At 38.6% G+C, this 18,581-nt stretch carries 12 protein-coding genes and 1 pseudogene; 3 read left to right on the forward strand and 10 right to left on the reverse strand.

Features of this window, described 5'->3' with window-relative positions:
• Positions 1-17 precede the first annotated feature (17 nt).
• From HH214_RS18945 to spt, 9 genes are all read right to left on the reverse strand, one after another.
• Entirely contained in the window at positions 18-746 is a 729-nt protein-coding gene (locus HH214_RS18945) for a hypothetical protein (RefSeq protein WP_169610305.1), read from the reverse strand.
• Between the two features lie 90 nt (positions 747-836).
• On the reverse strand, positions 837-1,772 hold the full coding sequence (locus HH214_RS18950; RefSeq protein WP_169610307.1) for a phosphatase PAP2 family protein: 936 nt from the start codon (positions 1,770-1,772) through the stop codon (positions 837-839).
• A complete protein-coding gene (locus HH214_RS18955) occupies positions 1,769-2,221 on the reverse strand; it encodes a sterol desaturase family protein (RefSeq protein ID WP_248282146.1) in 453 nt (150 codons plus the stop codon). The genes HH214_RS18950 and HH214_RS18955 overlap by 4 nt, the downstream gene beginning before the upstream one ends.
• A gap of 183 nt (positions 2,222-2,404) precedes the next feature.
• On the reverse strand, positions 2,405-3,007 hold the full coding sequence (locus HH214_RS18960; protein ID WP_169610311.1) for a DUF4833 domain-containing protein: 603 nt from the start codon (positions 3,005-3,007) through the stop codon (positions 2,405-2,407).
• A 14-nt stretch (positions 3,008-3,021) separates the two neighbouring features.
• A complete protein-coding gene (locus HH214_RS18965) occupies positions 3,022-3,735 on the reverse strand; it encodes a CDP-alcohol phosphatidyltransferase family protein (RefSeq protein ID WP_169610313.1) in 714 nt (237 codons plus the stop codon).
• Positions 3,736-3,778: 43 nt separating this feature from the next.
• Entirely contained in the window at positions 3,779-6,334 is a 2,556-nt protein-coding gene (locus HH214_RS18970) for a DUF5686 and carboxypeptidase-like regulatory domain-containing protein (protein WP_169610315.1), read from the reverse strand.
• A 307-nt stretch (positions 6,335-6,641) separates the two neighbouring features.
• The gene (locus tag HH214_RS18975) at positions 6,642-7,964 is read right to left on the reverse strand and encodes an inositol-3-phosphate synthase (RefSeq protein ID WP_169610317.1); all 1,323 of its coding nucleotides are present in this window, start codon (positions 7,962-7,964) and stop codon (positions 6,642-6,644) included.
• Between the two features lie 66 nt (positions 7,965-8,030).
• Positions 8,031-9,146: a hypothetical protein gene (locus tag HH214_RS18980; RefSeq protein ID WP_169610319.1), complete on the reverse strand. Its 1,116-nt coding sequence runs from the start codon at positions 9,144-9,146 to the stop codon at positions 8,031-8,033.
• Complete coding sequence (gene spt, locus HH214_RS18985) at positions 9,143-10,348, reverse strand: serine palmitoyltransferase (RefSeq protein ID WP_169610321.1); 1,206 nt, start codon at positions 10,346-10,348, stop codon at positions 9,143-9,145. The genes HH214_RS18980 and spt overlap by 4 nt, the downstream gene beginning before the upstream one ends.
• 349 nt (positions 10,349-10,697) lie before the next feature.
• Between spt and HH214_RS18990 the strand changes: the two genes are divergently transcribed.
• The 3 genes from HH214_RS18990 to HH214_RS19000 are packed head-to-tail and all read left to right on the forward strand — an operon-like array spanning position 10,698 to position 16,596.
• Complete coding sequence (locus HH214_RS18990) at positions 10,698-12,164, forward strand: TolC family protein (RefSeq protein WP_169610323.1); 1,467 nt, start codon at positions 10,698-10,700, stop codon at positions 12,162-12,164.
• A gap of 7 nt (positions 12,165-12,171) precedes the next feature.
• Positions 12,172-13,386, forward strand: coding sequence for an efflux RND transporter periplasmic adaptor subunit (locus tag HH214_RS18995; RefSeq protein ID WP_169610325.1), 1,215 nt, complete (start codon positions 12,172-12,174; stop codon positions 13,384-13,386).
• Between the two features lie 30 nt (positions 13,387-13,416).
• On the forward strand, positions 13,417-16,596 hold the full coding sequence (locus HH214_RS19000; protein ID WP_169610327.1) for an efflux RND transporter permease subunit: 3,180 nt from the start codon (positions 13,417-13,419) through the stop codon (positions 16,594-16,596).
• A gap of 149 nt (positions 16,597-16,745) precedes the next feature.
• Here the strand turns inward: HH214_RS19000 and HH214_RS19005 are convergent.
• Positions 16,746-18,272 (reverse strand): annotated as a pseudogene (locus HH214_RS19005) (IS1182 family transposase).
• Between the last annotated feature and the right edge of the window lie 309 nt (positions 18,273-18,581).

Below are 18,581 nucleotides of genomic sequence, written 5' to 3' on the forward strand. Positions count from 1 at the left end.
GATAATGCTTTTAGTACTTAGAAACTAATAGTGTTACTTGTATAGGTCTCTTTGTTGTTTACAGCATAAAATTTTCTTTTGCTTACTACAACTTTGCGTCGTTTACTAATTGTAGATTTACTTGATATAGGCATTTCGGATCCGCTGATTTTAAGTAAATTATTGCCTTCTATAAAAATATTTTCTTCTGTTGGTACACTAATATAGGTATATAAGCGGGTATAACTTCTCTTAATATCATTTACCTGTAAGCTGTCATAATGCAATGACCACCTTAAAGCTTCTTTCAAGTCGCGGTTAGCTAATTTATAATCATGAATATCCATCTTAATAGCAGCCAACTGAACCAGTGTACCTATAATATCATCAACTTTAGTTTGCTGACGTGCCAACGCATTAGCTTGCAAAATAAACCATTTAGCTTGTGCATAAAGGCGTTGCATACGATAAGCTTTGGATAGATTGGTATAGCTGGTTTTTAAACCTGTAGTATCGTCGTTTTTAGAATAAAGGTGCAATGCCAGCATAGAATAGTTAACCGCATTTTCTGCATTGATTCTTTTACTATATCGGTTTGGAGAATTATTTTCATCCAAATAGTAATCAACCATTCGCGTATAAATAGCTGCCTTTGCAGAATCAATAGTGGTAATTTGCAACTGCTGTTTCAAGCTATCTAATCCATTTGCAAAAATGCGACTGGTAAAGCTTAATAGTATGATTGAGAGTACAAATAATCTTTTCATAGTAAACATTTAAAAATGTATTTTAATAAATACAAATAGTATGCCTGTTTACAATAAGAGAGGAAGAGGCTTGTAAATTTTGAATGAAAATTATCTAATTAGCGCTTCGTACCGATATAAAGATTGCTTTATAACTGAACTTTTGCACATGTAATTAAATAGTACAATGCCTGTAATAGCACAAATAACACCAGCTATTACATCGAGTAAATAATGATGGCTATTGTAAACTGCCGAGAACCAAATGCCTATCATTACTGTAGCAAAGAATAGGTTAATCCAGCCTAAACGGTTTTTCAATCCGTAGTAAAGTACAATAACCGGGTAGCTGGAATGTAATGAAGGCATAGCCGCAAATACGTTAGAGCCCTTTGCATAGATGGATTTAAATATACCCGCATGGAGATGTCGGTCAAATCGGGCTAAGCCAGCTGTATTACCTGCAGTTAGTTTAATGAAGTGAAAGCCATGATATTGTACATACCAAGGCGGGGCTGCGGGATATGCATAATAAACAATAAAGCCCAGCAGATTAACGAATACGAAAGTGAGTGAAAAACGCAAAAATTGATCACGGTTTACAAAAAACATGTAAGACGCAAAAGCTAACGGAACAGGTATCCAGCATAAATAAAATATACCAGTAATAATATCTAAAAAGGTAAAACCGTAAATGCTCCAGTACTCATTAGGTGTTAATATCTTGCCACCAATATGTAAACCAAACCAATGTTTTTCCAGATTATACAGGCCAGCAATATGAACCGGATTGTAATTGTAATTAGGAAAAGCCTTCATGTAATCGAATATGATCCAATACACAATGAAGATGGAAAAGCCTAAAATGAATTTACGAGTAATAGTTGAAGCAAAGAAAGCGCAGCAGAATATACCTGCCAACACCAACTGATCTGACTTAAATCCAACTAAAAAATAAGAGATAATTAAATAGGCTAAAGCTGCGCCAAGGGCACTTAGCGCAGCTGTTAAAGTTAGGGAAGTACTTTTACTAACCCCCGAACTCATTTCACTTTTACTTTTTTAACAAAGTCTGATTGGAATATTTTGTCCCAGAAAGGGGAGCTAACACCATATCCTTTCTGTGGGTCTTGATAATGATGCAACATATGATGTTGTTTAATGGCTTTCCATAAACCACCTTTAAAGTTAAAGTGATGAATGGCATAATGTGTCATATCGTACACCAGATAACCTAACAAGAATCCCGCAAAAAAAGGATAAATGTAAGTGGCCGGTAATGCAGCATTAAACAAAAAATACAAAATTAAAGCCATTGGGATGCTGGCTGATGGTGGCATCACTAATCGCTTGGCATCGCTTGGGTAATCATGGTGTACACCATGAAAAATGAAGTGTAAACGTAAAGCCCAATCAGCTTTAGGTACAAAATGGAAAACGTATCGGTGCAGCACGTATTCTGCCAATGTCCAAAACATTAATCCTGCTATAAACATACCTACAACGCCAAGAATTGTAAGTGTACTTTTTGCAACTGCTAAATAAAGCAAGTAGCTAATAACAGGCACATAAACATATAGGGGTACAGTGAAGTGAACCTTAGATAATTTTTCTAACAAGTCACTCTTAAACATCCTTACGGATTCACTAGAATTAGATACAAAGTTCTTCATCACTAATCAGGGTTTGAAACGCTCAATATATTCTTTTCCGGTAGATTGGTCTGTCCCTCTTAATTCTACAAATAAAACTTTAGGAACCCAGAACGATCCTCCTTCAATTTTAACAAAAACACGATTCAGAATCAATAGCCTTTGAGAAATCGTTGCGAAGATATGATATTTACCGTCTGTACCTTTCATTAAGGTAAGGGGATATTTTTTATATGACACAAAACGGATATCATATTTACCATTACCCAAAGATTTGGTATTAAGGCCATAGGCAAACTTTCGTTGTATATAGCTCAAATCAGCTTTTTGCCCTTGTTCATGATAACGTATCCAATACGCGTGTATCGGTTCATCCTCATTGGGCTGGCCATTACTGCTCATGTTCAATTCATAAACAATGGTGTTCGCATTAGGCGTACGTTGTACATAAAATAAGCGATTTACACTAACCGGTAAAGCTGGATAGGGGTTACCCGGTAGCTGAAACAGGTTCTTCACAGTATCAGCAGGAGTAGAAAAAGTAGGTAGGTTGGATAAAGGCTTTGCTGTAGTAAGTATACTCACTGCCAGCAGACAAATTCCGGATAATATTGCTCTTTTTTTAATCATTACGTTTACAAATATTATTTTTCAGCCTGCTGAATATTCTTTTTGGCATCCATTAATCGGTTAAAAGCTGTTATGTTGGTTAACACGGCTAAAACAGCTATAGGTATTGTAAATACCGACATCGGCTCAAAAATGTGAAATGGAATACCTGGCACATACAGTTTGTAATTTCCGCCAACATAGCTGGCAGTTACCCCACATAATATAGCGAATAAGCCAATAGTTACTACACGTTCTGGGCGTTGCATTAAGCCACCTTTGCATTCTATACCTAAGCCTTCTGCACGAGCACGTACATAACTTACCATCATAGAACCAATAAGTGCTATAAATGCAAAAATTGAGCTTAAAAAGTAATGGTTATAAACCAGGTAATAGCAAATGCCAAAAAACATAATTAGTTCGCTGTAGCGGTCTAAAACGGAATCAAACAAAGCGCCAAAAACTGATTTCATGTTTCCCAAGCGAGCTACTTGTCCATCCAACATATCAAACAAACCTGCAAATAAAAGCAGGCCTCCTGCCCATGCTACCGATGATAAATCATTACGCTTTTTTTGTTCAGCGCCGAAAATAAAAACAAATGCAACACCAATATTTAATATAAAGCCAATTAAAGTAACCGCATTAGGTGTTAAACCTATCCTGATCAAAACCTTAACAAAAGGATCAATAATTTTATATATACCTAATTGTAAGTTAGTACGCAACGATGTTTGTTGTGCCATATTCAAAAAAAGATGTGCAGTTGATTTATGTACGCAAAAATAGTTAAAATATAAATTGTACGCGTGTCCGGATTCCCCATTCTGCAACATGTGCATGATCAAGGTAGTTGAAGCGATGTACCAAGTCAACCCTTAACACTTTAAAGATATTTTCAATACCTACACTGCCTTCTACATAAGGTTTGTTACCTAACGAGTAGGTAATTGGGGTACCATCCAACTCTTTAGGGAACTGGTATAATTCTGGATGGATGTTAGGATCATTTTCACTTCTCAAGCCGCCCCACAAAGCTTTTACAGATGCTGTTTCACGCCATTTCAATCTTTTAAATAATGGAATGCGATTAAAGAAGTAACCATTAAAATGCTGGTCGATGTTGATGCTTTCGTAGTGATCATTGGCGAACTCCAGAAAGTTCATTAAATTATAAGAAAGCAAATCATAAGCATATGTTTGATTGGCACGCGGAATAGTTAACAAAGGGTACGGTACCTGACCAATAATGCGTCCTGCATCTAGGTAAACGTCTGCATAGCCAAATCGACCTAAATAGGCATGCTTGTAAATATCTAGATTTAAATTATGATAGTTGTATTCACTACCTAACAATCCTTTTATTCCTGCTGTGTAGTCGAAAGTAAATATTGGATATTTATTTAAAAATTGCGTTCTGTATATTTTACCTTGATAAAACTCTTCGTGTGGTGCATAGCGTAATTGCACATGTGCTTGTGTAGTAGTCAAGTTATTAATTTGGTGATTAACCCCATTTACTTGATTGATAAAATATAATGAGCCTGCTGGTGTTTGCGTCCACTTACGGAAGCCTAGTGAATAGGAAAAATGGTTCTCAAACTCACGTACATAGTCAATTCGATAATTATCATTGTATAAATATTTATCGTTTGTTCCACGCTTGAAAGAAAGAAGAAAATTATCTTCCTGAACGAATTGCAAGTTTAAACCAGGGATCTGAGTATCTCTTTGGAAACTTGCTCTAATATAATTTTGAGGGAACCTATAAATTGATTTTGCATTAAAGGAGTAAGTACCTGCCAGAAAAAATTTCCATTTCTCATCCTTAAAGCCATATGCACCATAAGTTTCCAGATAGTAGCGCTTACTGAGCTCAGGCGTGGTACGGCCACCTAAGCGCAACTTAAAACCTTCAACCGGGTTAAAGCTGTAAAAGGTATTAGCTGGACCAATTTCAAATTTGCCAAATGATTTATAACCAGCTACCAACAACGTAGCTATATCTACCGTACGGCGATAAGAAGGCATCTTGTGCAAACTATCAACGTTGGTATATACCTTGGCTTGCACATTGTTTAAGGTATCCAATCGGTTTTGTTCCCAAAACTGCTCACTCCGATGTTTTACATCATCAGAGACTATTCCCTCCAGACCCGTGTATGTAGTATCAGGTTTGGCTTGATTAACCAAATAGTTTTTATATGTAATTGTACGTTGCCCGAACATGCCGCCTTTACCTGATTTACGTACCCCAAAATCGGCCAAAGTATTACTTCTACTCAGGTGGTAACGCCCATCCGGATTTTTTTCGAAATCCAGATTAATGTGCATCTCTTTAACCCAGTTCAGATTAATTTTCCGGTTAATAGTAAGGTTAGCTTTTTGTACGGCGTAGTTACCATCTAACGTTATGTAAATTTCACCTTCAAAAAGAATGTCGTTGGTGTTACGAGGGGTAAAACTTAGTTCAATCAGCTTAGTATTATTTACTACTACAGTATCGGTTATAAAAAATTTATATAGGTTAGGCGCATTGTCTGATATTGGACTTAAAAATTCGTTAGTTACTAGTACGGCACTATTAGCATAAATATCTACATTCTGGTATAAATGTTTGAAATAAACAGTTATACCTTCATTATCAACCATGCCGCCAAAGTTTACACCTTTCTGCCCCAATACAATAGTTCTGCTTTTTTCAGGGTTCTTCCGGTAGTAATATTGTGATAGTTTTTCATCAATGTAAATGGGGAGCAGGTTTTTACCAGGTAGGGTAGTAGTATCGCGATTGTCTAGTAAAAATTTATATTTACGAAAGAACTTTTTATCTGATAATGTAGGAGAAACATTAATAAAAGAGAATGTCATTCGATCATACTCTTTATATTCTACATAATTATAACTTTCCGGACGGTTTTTTTCTTTGTTCTCAATTACCTTTCTAATTAGCGCTACTGCCGGATTATCACGATTAGTGTACCTAGGCTTTTTACCAGAGCGTACCACTACATCTTTCAATTGCTTACTATCTGCAACTAAACGAATATTGATATCTTGTTCCTTACCAGGTGTAATTGGTAGTGTAACTGCTTTATAACCTACAAAGGAAGCTTGTACTTGGTTATAAGGCTTTTCAGACCTAATAACAAATTTCCCCGCATCATTAGTACTTACGCCAATGGTACTGCCGGGAAAACTTATGGTTACATAGGATAAAGGCTGTTTATTGGCAGCATCTACTACAGTTCCCCTAACTACAGTAGTTTGCCCTAAAGTGATAGAAATTGAAAAAACGCCAGCAATTAACGTAAGCAGGAAAGGAATATATTTTTTTAAGTGCATTTAAGCTAATTAGTGTGATTAGTAATTATACAAGGGTAAACGTTTCAGCAATGTTTTAATTTTAAATGCATTGATTAAGTATCCTTCGAATAAGAATATCTTAATACAATATCAAGAATTTTAAAAATGTGTTACGTAAATACTTATTACTAATGTTTGAATTACTTGCCAAAAATAAGGAATAGTATTGTAGATAGTGTTGTTACATCGTAAAAATCAATCAAATGATTGATTAATTTTTGTGATGTATTTCATAAAAAAAGGCTGCTATGAATAATAGCAGCCTTTTTTTATGTTGATGTATACTTTACAGCAGTTCAACTAAATCTTGATAATAATCAAGGCCCAAATGAGTTATTAAATCTTCGCCCATCATATGGCGTAATGTATTTTGCAGTTTCATCAACTGTTTGAAAATATCATGTTCTGGACGTAAGCCTGGGGCAGTTTGTGGCGATTTCAGGTAGAATGACAACCATTCTTGAATGCCGCTCATGCCAGCACGTTTAGCTAAGTCAACAAATAAAGCTAAATCTAATGCTACGGGTGCTGCTAATATAGAGTCGCGGCACAGGAAGTTAACTTTGATTTGCATTTGGTAACCTAACCAGCCGAAAATATCAATATTGTCCCAGCTTTCTTTGTTATCACCATGTGGTGGATAGTAGTTAATACGAACTTTATGGTATAAGTCACCATACAGTTCAGGATTTTCTTCTGGTTGAAAAATGTCTTCTAACACACTTAGTTTTGAAACCTCTTTGGTTTTAAAGTTATCCGGATCATCCAGTACTAAGCCATCACGGTTACCCAAAATGTTAGTTGAAAACCAACCTTTTACACCTAAAGCACGTGCTGCTAAGCCAGGAGCCAAGATAGTTTTCATCAGGGTTTGTCCAGTTTTGAAATCTTTACCAGCTATAGGAGTTTCAGTTTGTTTGGCCAACTCTACTAACGCTGGAATATCAATAGTCAGGTTAGGTGCACCATTTACGTATGGAATGCCTAATTTTAATGCGGCATAAGCATACAACATGCTTGGCGAAATACGCTTGTCATCATCCTGTAAAGCCTGCTCAAATATTTCAATGCTTTGGTGAATGTCTGATTCTTCAAAGTAAACCTCTGTTGAACCACACCACAAAACAACAATACGATCGCAATTTTTTTCTTCCTGAAAAGTTTCGATGTCTTGCATTAAAGCTTGTGCCATTTCATAACGGGTACCTTCTTTTACGTTTGTACCATCTAAATTTTTAGCATAGCTTTTATCGAATGCTGCAGTCATGGGAACAATAGCTTCCAATTCAGCTTTAACCGAGTTTAACAAGCCTGGCTCCAAAACTTTGGCTTTCATGGCCGCATCATAAACATTATCGGCATATACGTCCCAACCGCCAAATACTACATCATTCAGGTTAGCCAGAGGCACGAAATCTTTAATTTTAGGATAACGGTTTTCTGTTCTTTTGCCTAAACGTATGTTGCCCATTTGGGTAAGTGCACCTATAGGTTGAGAAAGGCCCTTATTTACTGCTTCAACACCAGCAATTAAGGTAGTAGCTACTGCTCCTAAGCCAGGAATCAGTATGCCTAGTTTGCCGTTGGCAGGTTTAACATTGTTTTCCATTTTACTATTTATCGGTTATTTAAAACATTCAGGCTTTGGCATTAGGGTTAGTTAATGCTGAAAACCTTATATTGATTTTTCGTAAATCCTGTACTTCTTGTAAGGCTCACCATTAATCGCTTGAATAGCATTGTTGATTAAATCGTTATTTTCAAGCGTCCAAGAGGCTTCGGCATATTTAAGTCCTTTGCGACGGTATTCTTTAATAATAGTTCCGTATAGGCAGGCTTCAATACCCATTTTTCGATAACCTTCTACTACGCCCAATATCATGATGCGTATGCCTTGAATTTTGCTTTTACCTAGCAGTAACTTGAAAATGCCAGTTGGCAGTAAGCGACCTTTTTTAATTTTTATAAGCACTTGGTTCAGGTCGGGAACAGCTAAACCTACACCTACAACTTTGCCTTCTTGTTCTGCTATAATACAAAAATCAGGATCTACCAACATTTTTAAATCTTTGGCTAGGTAGTCAAATTCGGCTTTGGTCATGGGTACAAACAAGGTGTTCTTTTCCCAAGCCGAATTATAAACTTCAGCAATTTTATCTGCTTCCTGCTTGTAATTCTTCATGTTGATTTTGCGGATAACAATGTTATTGCGTTTTAAGCGCTCTTGTAGCTTATCCAACAATTTCATTGACCGGTCATCATAGCCTTCTGCACCAAAGCGCCAGGCTATTAAATCAACCTTTTTGTGTAAACCTGCTTTTTCAAGTAGAGCAGGATAGTAAGAGGCATTATAGGTCATCATTACCACTGGTGGCGAATCAAAACCTTCAATCAACAAACCTGTGGTTTCGTTTGTTGAGAAGTTCATTGGCCCAATCATGTTGGTTAAGCCTTTCTGCTTAAGCCATTGGGTAGCAGTTTCAAAAAGTAGTTTAGCTACATCAGCATCATTTATACAGTCAAAAAAACCAAAAAAGCCATCATTGGCTTCATTGTATTTGTTATGATTGTTGTTTAAAATGGCTGCAATACGACCTGCAATTTTATTATCGTTATAAGCCAAAAAGCATTGAAGTGATGAATGCTCAAAAAAGGGGTGAGTGGTTAATAAATCGCGTTGGGCGATAAATAACTCGGGCACATAATTTGGATCGTTTTTATACAAATCATGTGGAAAATCTATAAAGGCGGCAAGTTCTTTTTTAGAACTTACCGCAACTATTTGTGTCATATTTTTTCTTTAACGGCGTCAACACCCACTTTCTTAAATACCATTGCCATCTTCTCAACAGCTTCTTCAATTTGGCTAAAGGTATGGGTAGCCATTAACGAGAAGCGAATTAGAGTAGAATCTGATGGAACTGCAGGAGAAACTACAGGGTTAACAAATATTCCGGCCTCTTGCAGGTATTTGGTAACCAAGAAGGTTTTCTCATTATCACGAATATAAATTGGTAATATAGGGCTTTCAGATGGACCAATATTGAAGCCTTCTTCCTGCATTAACTTGGTAGCGTAATTAGTATTATCCCATAAGCGATCAATACGTTCAGGTTCAGCCTCAATAATATCTAAAGCTGCAATAACACTGGCTACCGTAGCTGGAGGCATACTGGCGCTAAATATAAGCGAACGGGCATGGTGTTTTAGATAATCGATTGTAGCATAATCAGCTGCAATAAATCCACCTAAGGAAGCTAATGATTTACTGAAAGTACCCATAATCAGGTCAACATCATCAGTTAAACCAAAATGTGAGGCAGTACCAGCTCCTTTTTTACCAATTACACCAAAACTGTGTGCATCATCTACCATGATATTGGCACCATACTGATCGGCAAGGTTTACTATTTCAGGTAATTTGGCAATATCGCCTTCCATACTGAAAATACCATCAACCGCAATCAATTTTACAGCTTCTTCAGGTAACAAGCTTAGCTTGCGCTGAAGGTCATTCATATCATTATGTGCAAATTTGATTACGCGAGAAAATGATAAACGGCTACCATCAATAATTGATGCGTGATCGTACTCATCTAATATTAAATAATCATTACGTCCGGTAATAGCAGATAGTACACCCAGATTAACCTGAAAACCTGTGCTGAATAATACAGCAGCTTCTTTACCTACATACGCAGCTAAACGATTTTCCAGTTCCACATGGATATCCAGCGTACCATTTAAAAACCGAGAACCTGCACAACCAGTACCATATTTATCAATAGCTTTTTTTGACGCTTCTTTAATTTTAGGATGGCTTGTTAAACCTAAATAAGAGTTGGAACCAAACATCAGTACACGTTTGCCATCAATTATAACTTCAGTATCCTGCCCTGATTCTATTGGCCTGAAATAAGGATATACTCCGTTTTTTCTGGCCTCATCAGCTGCTGTAAACTGAGCAATCTTATCATGTAGTTTTTTACCCATGTATTAACTCTGCTTAAAATTTTTGTAAAAATACCATCTAAAACCAAATAACTTATATTTAGTATGTAAATTTTTTAAATACCGGTATTCAGGTTTAATATGTATCTATCCGGCAAATTAATTAAATTATTTGTATATGTAGTATCATCTCAATTTAAAATATGAAATTTCATAAACAATCTACAAGTTTGAATGTAAAAACAGGTGTCAGTTTAATTCGCTCCTTTATATTATACTTATTGACAAGGATGTGTATAAGAAATTTTACAAATTCTTGCACTTTTTCCATCATCAATTTACAAAACTAATATTGGCTATTTGCGTTCTTTGCAAACGCATGTAAGTGCTTATGAAAAAAAAATACTTTCATTATATTTCTATTATAGTAATGTTTCCATTGGGTTTGTTAGCTCAAACTCGTCGAGACACGGTTTCCGAATTACTTACTTTACAGCAATGCGTTGATTTCGCATTGCGTAACCAGCCAGCCGTAAAACAGGCTTTAATTGACGAAAGCATTAATGAACGTGATATACGTATTAGCTTGTCGGCCTGGTTGCCTCAGCTTTCTACTGCTGACAGCTACCAGCGGTATTTTCAACGTGCGGCCACTATTTCATCTACAGGAGTGGGTACTACGGGTAGCACAACCAGTACTAGTGGAGGAACTAATACGGGCAATAACGGTGGTACTACCAATAACAATACAGGTACTGGCACTGGCACTGGAACTAATGGTACTACAGGTAATACAACAAACTCACAACAACAATCAGTGATTGCTGCAGCACGAAATGTATCAAGTGTTGCTCTTCAAGCTACACAGGTCATCTATAATAATGATGTATTATTGGCATCCAGGGCATCAAAGTATTCAAGAGAATATTACCGTCAGAATTCATACAGTGCTCAAATCAATGTAGTAACGGATGTTAGCAAAGCCTTTTTTGATGTACTACTATCACAAAAGCAGTTAAATATATTGAATGAAGACATCGCTCGTTTGCAACGGAGTTTAAAGGATGCTTATACTCGTTATCAGGCTGGAGTAGCCGATAAAACAGATTATAAACAAGCTACAATTGCTTTAAATAATTCATTAGCATCACGCAAACAAACGCTGGAAGCAGTAAACAGTCGTACGGCTTACCTTAAACAAGTAATGGGTTTTACACCTTACCAACGTTTAACTTTAACTTATGATTCGACCAAATTTGAGAAAGAAGCTGTAATTGATACAAACCAGCGTTTGGAAGTGAATAATCGTATTGAATTTCGTTTGCTGCAAACACAGAAGTCATTACAAAATCTTAACGTTAGCTACTATAAATATGGTTTTTTGCCTTCATTGTCGGCATTTGGTACTTACAACCTTATTTATTTTAATGATCGTTTTACGAGTCTTTACAATAATGCCTATCCAACTTCATTGGCAGGCTTGAGTTTGAGTTTGCCAATTTTTCAAGGAACTAAGCGCTTGCAAAATTTAAGTAAAGCGCGCTTACAGGTTGAACGTGCCGATTTAGATATTGTTAATGCCCGCAATCAGATCAATACTGAATATGTACAGGCTTTGGCCAATTACAAGTCGAACTATTCGGATTATCAATTATTGAAGCAAAACGTGGCTTTAGCTAAAGATGTGTATAATGTAATTAGCCTGCAGTATCGGGAAGGTATCAAAGCTTACCTGGATGTATTAAATGCTCAGGCTGATTTGCGAACTTCTGAGCTGAACTATTATAATGCGCTTTTTCAACTGCTGTCTAGTAAAATTGATTTGCAAAGAGCTTTAGGTACTTTACCAGTTAGATAAATTTAACATGATAAAATTGAAATATACTTTTTGGGCTGCACCTTTATTGGCGCTGACCTGGACAGCATGTAAACACCAAGATAAAAATGCTTCGGCTGCTCCACCACCAACATCGGTAAGTGTTGCAACTGCAGAAGCAGCCAGCGCTATATACTATAACCAATATCAGGCTACCGTAGTGGCATTAAATAGTGTAGAGCTGCGGGCACAAGTTGCCGGGTTTATTACAGGTATATTCTTCAAAGAGGGAGAGGTAGTGCCTAAGGGTAAACTTTTATACGAAATTGACCGTCGGAAGTATGAGGCAGCTTACCAGCAGGCCCGGGCTAATTTATCTAGTGCCCAAGCTAATCTGGTTAAAGCCCAGAAAGATGCCGATCGTTATACCTTTTTGTTAAGGCAAGATGCTGTGGCGCGACAAACTTATGATCAGTCTGTAGCTGCATTGGCTACTGCCCGCAGTCAGGTTGATGTAGCTCGTGCGGGTGTTACATCTGCACTAACAGATTTGTCTTATTCAGTGATAAAAGCGCCATTTACTGGCCGTATTGGTATATCGCAGGTAAAATTAGGCGCGGAAGTTTCAATTGGCTCTACACTGCTAAATACTATTTCCAGTGAAAACCCAATGGGGGTAGATATTGTGGTGAACGAACAGGACATTAACCGATATTATAAATTACAACGACATAGTACTGATTCTACCTTTCGTTTGCAACTCAGCGACGGAATTATGTATAAGCAAAGAGGAAAAATATTTGCTATTGACCGTGGCGTGAACAACCAAACAGGTACTATTAAAGTGCGAGTAGAATTCTCTAATCCGCGAGATAGTTTAAAGGATGGTATGAGCGGTGTTTTAAACGTGCTGAACAATGAATCGGGTAGTAGGATACAAATACCATACAAAGCTGTGTCTGAACAGATGGGAGAGTTTTTCGTGTTTGTTGCGCAAGACACTATCGCTCATCAAATAAAAGTCAAGCTAGGCCCACGTATTAATGATAAAGTTGTGGTGATGAGTGGATTGAATGCAGGGGAAAAAGTTATTACTGATGGTTTCCAGCGTTTACGTGAAGGCGGACGTATCACGCTCGGTCCACCACCTGCCGCACAGCAAAGCGCTGGTGGCAAGCAAGGCCGTCAGGATAATGTACAGCAATCATCGGGTAGTAGTCAGTCGGCTGAAAAACCTAATCAAAACCAGCAACAAAGCAAGTAACAGGCAAACAGATATAAATTCAACGAAGTAATGATTGCAGACGTTTTTATCAGGAGGCCGGTTACCGCCATTGTTATATCCCTGGTTATTGTTATTGTAGGTATTATAGCCATTGGTACGTTACCCATAGGTCAATATCCTGATATTACACCACCAACTGTACAGGTTACGGGTACCTACACCGGCGCTGATGCGTTAACGGTTGAGCAAACTGTAACTACTCCTGTAGAAGTACAGGTAAACGGAACACCCGGCATGACTTACCTGCAAAGTAATAGTACCAGTAACGGGCAGATGAGCATGACTGTGAACTTTGAGGTGGGGACCAATATTGACATTGCAGCGTTGGATGTACAGAATCGGGTGAGTATAGCTCAACCTACTTTGCCGCAAGAAGTGCAGCGTTTAGGCTTAACTGTACGTAAACGTAATCCTAGTATATTAATGCTGGTGGCTATTTACTCCCCAAAAGGATCGCATGCAGTAACGTTTTTAGATAATTATACCAACATTTTTGTGCGTGATGCCTTGTTACGATCCAAAGGTGTGGGTGACGTTTTTACGCGGGCTGATGATTTTAGTATGCGTATATGGTTGAAGCCAGACAAATTAGCTTCATTTGGCATGACGGCTGCTGATGTAACTGGTGCCTTGCAGGAGCAAAACGTACAGGTAGCTGCTGGTACCGTAGGTGCACCGCCACAAGTAAACGGACAAACATTTGAGTACACTGTACTTACACAAGGACGTTTGATTAAGCCAGAAGAGTTTGGTAATATCATTGTACGAACTCAGCCAAATAACGGAGCTATAGTGCACCTTCGCGATGTAGCTCGGATAGAGCTAGGAAAATTTAACTATACGGGTAATTCTTTTGTGGATGGTAAGCGTGCATCTTATCTGTTGGTTTACCAGGCACCAAACAGTAACGCTTTGGAAACTGCAAATGGTGTATATGCCACTATGGAGCAGTTAAAGAAAAGCTTTCCAGCTGATGTAAATTACGTAGTACCATTTGAGTCGGTTACTGTAGTAAAGGTATCGGTACATGAAGTAATCGAAACCTTACTGGAAGCTTTAGGTCTGGTAGTAGTTGTAGTGTTTTTGTTTCTGCAAAGCTGGCGAGCTACCCTTATACCCGTACTAGCTATTCCGGTATCTATTATAGGTGCCTTCATATTCTTTATACCGTTAGGCTTTACAATTAATACACTTACTTTATTTGGTTTCGTGTTAGCTATTGGTATTGTGGTGGATGATGCAATTGTGGTGGTGGAGGCTGTACAGCATTATATGGACGAAGAAAAAATGTCGCCACGTGATGCTACAGAGCATGCTATGCGCGACATATCGGCACCAGTAATTGCTATAGCTTTAATTTTGGCTGCGGTGTTTGTGCCGGTGGGTTTTGTACCAGGTATAGTAGGGCGCTTGTATCAGCAGTTTGCTATCACCATTGCTATTTCGGTGTTAATATCAGCCTTTGTTGCACTTTCACTTACACCTGCGCTATGTACACTATTGCTGAAGCCGCATGATGAATCTAAAAAGTCTAACAATATTCTGGATCGCTTTTTTGCGGCATTCAATAACTGGTTTGGCCGGGTAACAGGCAAATACAGAAATGGAGTTGACCGAAGTATCAAGCATGCTAAGTTGGTTATTGTGATCCTGGTGTGTTTCATTATAGGTACCATATTACTATTTAAAAATAAACCATCAGGTTTTATTCCAACTGAAGATGAAGGTCGTATTTACATTACTTATGATTTGCCCGAAGCTTCAGCTACACAAAGAACAGTTAGTGTCTTGAATCAGATGATGCATGTGCTGGATAGTATTCCTGCTATTGGCCATTACGCTGCTTTAGGTGGGTTAAATGCTGTAACGTTTGCAAGTAAATCAAACAGTGCTACCATATTTGTGCAATTAAAACCTTGGGATGAGCGATCAGATAAAAGTCAGCAGTTATTTTCTGTTGTAGCTACTTTGCAGCAGCGGCTTGCTCGGTTTAAAGAAGCGAACGTTGTAGTTATTCCACCACCTGCTATTCCGGGTTTGGGTAACACGGCAGGCTTCTCATTTATTTTAGAGGAAAAACAAGCTGGTGGCGATATCAAGAACTTTGAGCGTGTGCTGCAAAACTTTGTTGGCGAAGTAAATAAGCGCCCTGAAATTTCAAAAGCATTTTCGTTTTTCACTGCACGTACGCCAGCCTACAAGCTAGTGGTTGACCGTGAAAAGGCCAAACGCTTAGGAGTTCAGATATCGGATATCAATAATGCTTTGCAAACCTACCTCGGTAGTTCTTATGTAAATGATTTTACGATTTATGGTCGTAATTTCAGGGTGGTTGCACAAGCCGATACCAATTACCGCACGAGCATACAAAACCTTGGGCAATACTATGTGCGTAATCAGGCAGGTAGTATGGTTCCGCTAAGTACCTTAACCTCATACCAGATTATTGAGAATGCTCCGCTCATATCGCATTATAATCTTTTCCGTTCTGCCGAAATTGATGGTAACTCAGCCCCTGGCTATAGTAGTGGTGATGCACTAAAGGCTTTGCAGGAAGTAGCTGCAAAGAGTTTACCAGCTGGTTATGGTTACGAGTTTTCAGGCCTAAGCCGTGAGGAATTATTATCAGGATCAAAAACCATATACATCTTTGCCTTATCAATTGGCTTTGTTTTCTTGTTCCTGGCTGCATTATACGAAAGCTGGTCAGTGCCATTTTCAGTACTACTGGCGGTACCACTAGGTGCATTCGGTGCAATTTTGTTTTTAACATTTTTGCCTAAACTGGATAATAACGTGTATGCACAAATAGGTTTAATTACCCTGATTGGTCTATCGGCCAAAAACGCTATCCTGATTGTGGAATTTGCCAAAGAACGTTTAGATGGTGGTGGGTATGACTTAGAAGATGCAGTACTGGAAGCTGTACGCTTGCGTTTGCGGCCAATCATAATGACATCGCTAGCCTTTATACTGGGTGTATTACCGTTAGTATTTGCTTCAGGAGCAGGCGCTAATGCTCGGCAAACTATAGGTTGGACAGTGTTTGGTGGTATGTTGGCAGCAACATCGTTAGCTATATTTATAGTACCTGTTCTATTTTATGTTATTAGTCGTGTGGCATACGGCAAAGAAAAGCTCGAAGAGTTGAAAAATAAACCCAAGGCACATGAGGTGCCTGAAGGATAATAAAAGAGGCCGTCTCATAAGTCAAATATGAGGCGGTTTTTTATTTAGTTATGATTTTTGGTTGGAAGGTTGAGTGAAAGATGTCAGCAGCCGTTTAAGAACCGGGGATTGATTCTAACAGGTTCTAAAAGTCTATAAAAAGCTTGTTTTCAGGTTTTCCATTTTCTTAGGTTATGTGCGATGGATAATAAGCCGATTTCGACCTCGGCCTTGGACATCCCTTTCAGCAGGAATCGTCTGAAGCCATGGTTATGCTTTAATTGGGCGAATACCGGTTCCACATCGGCCGGCCTTCGTTTCCTGAGGTTGATACCCTGTTCTGTATTCAACCGTTCTTTGGCTGCCTGTTTATGTTGTCTTAGGCTGTGGTTGATCTCAACGACCCGGTTACCCTGTGTAGTATGGCAAACACCACGCATCGGGCAACCTTCACAGTTCTGGGCACGGTAACGGCTGATCAGTTGTACAAAACCAGATGAAGTGACTCGCTGACCGTTACCGATATGCGCCATCCATTGACCTATCGGACAAACAAGGTAATTCTCCGCTTCGTTATAATGCAGGCTGTCGTTACTGAACGCTTTGATACCGTCCTTTTGTTCCTTATCGAACGTATTGTATTTGATGTAAGCCTCAATGCCTTTTCGCGCTAACACACCGTAGTTCTCATCCGATCCGTAGCCGGCGTCGGCAACAATGGCTTTGGGCAGGTCTTTATATAAGGCTTGGTATTGTTCAATATGGGAAGACAAGGTTTGGTAATCGGTTGAGGTTTGATGCAGGGTATAATTAAGGATGAATTGCTCCTGGGTGGATATCTGCAGGTTATAGGCCGGCTTAAGTTGTCCGTTCAGCATATGGTCTTCCTTCATCCGCATGAAGGTGGCATCCGGGTCGGTCTTTGACATGCTGTTACGGCCGGCTAATAACTTTTCCTGCTCGTCATACCGTGCCAGGCTCTCCGGTCAGTGCTTCTTTGCGTAGTTCAGCTTTTGCTTTACTTTTTTGTCTACGTCTTCTTTATCATCTAAGGCTGCATTGATCTTTGAGATGGTTTCCTTTACTTTCTCCGGGTTGATCTCACTATATTCCAAGGGCGCTGTATCTTTTAGTTCTTCGGCGGCAATGCTTTGCGCATAACCCCACAGTTCATCAAGCTGGGCTTTCATCTTATCTTTATTCGCCTTGATGTTTTTGCCCCATACGAAGGTGTACTTGTTCGCCGCTGATTCGATCTTGGTACCATCAGTAAAAACGGCTTCTTTCAAGGATACGATACCTTCCTGCTCGAGCAGCAACACGATTTGTGAGAAGATCTGCTTTAAGACGCCTGACAACTTCTCGCTGCGAAAACGGTTGATGGTGTTGTGGTCGGGCTTTTTCATCCCTAAAAGCCACATGAAGTGTACGTTCTGCGCGGCCTGTTCTTCCAGTTTGCGTGAGGAATAAGTATTGGTCAGATAGCCGTAAACCAGCAGCTTCAGCATCAGCCGGGGATGGAAACTTGACGCCCCGCCGCCTTTGTACTTCCGGTTGATCGGTTTGACATCTACCGCGTCCACGACCTGTTTAACGATACGGACCGGATGACCTGTCGGTACCAGTTCCTCCAGTTTGTACGGTAAAAACGTTAACTGGTCTGGATCATATTCCTTAAAGACTATCTTGCCTCCCATGCCTTTAAGATACAAAAATCTCCTTAAAACAACAAGAGACTGTCCCTTATGAGACAGCCTCTTTTATTATAAGGCAAATAGTGGTATATTACAGTTCTAGACTGTATTAAACTACATCTACATAAAGTTAAGAATACTATATATTTTAGCGGCACAGTTCATGGTTCGATAATTAAGATGTAATACAATTTATGACACTTAGTACCAAATTTAGCTACATTCATGAAAGCTTATGTATGCCAAAAATAATTAGAAGTTTTCTAATATTGGTTTTACATTAAGTTTACAAATCTGCATTTTGTAAGTTCT

It is taken from the genome of Mucilaginibacter robiniae, from assembly GCF_012849215.1.
GTDB lineage: Bacteria > Bacteroidota > Bacteroidia > Sphingobacteriales > Sphingobacteriaceae > Mucilaginibacter > Mucilaginibacter robiniae.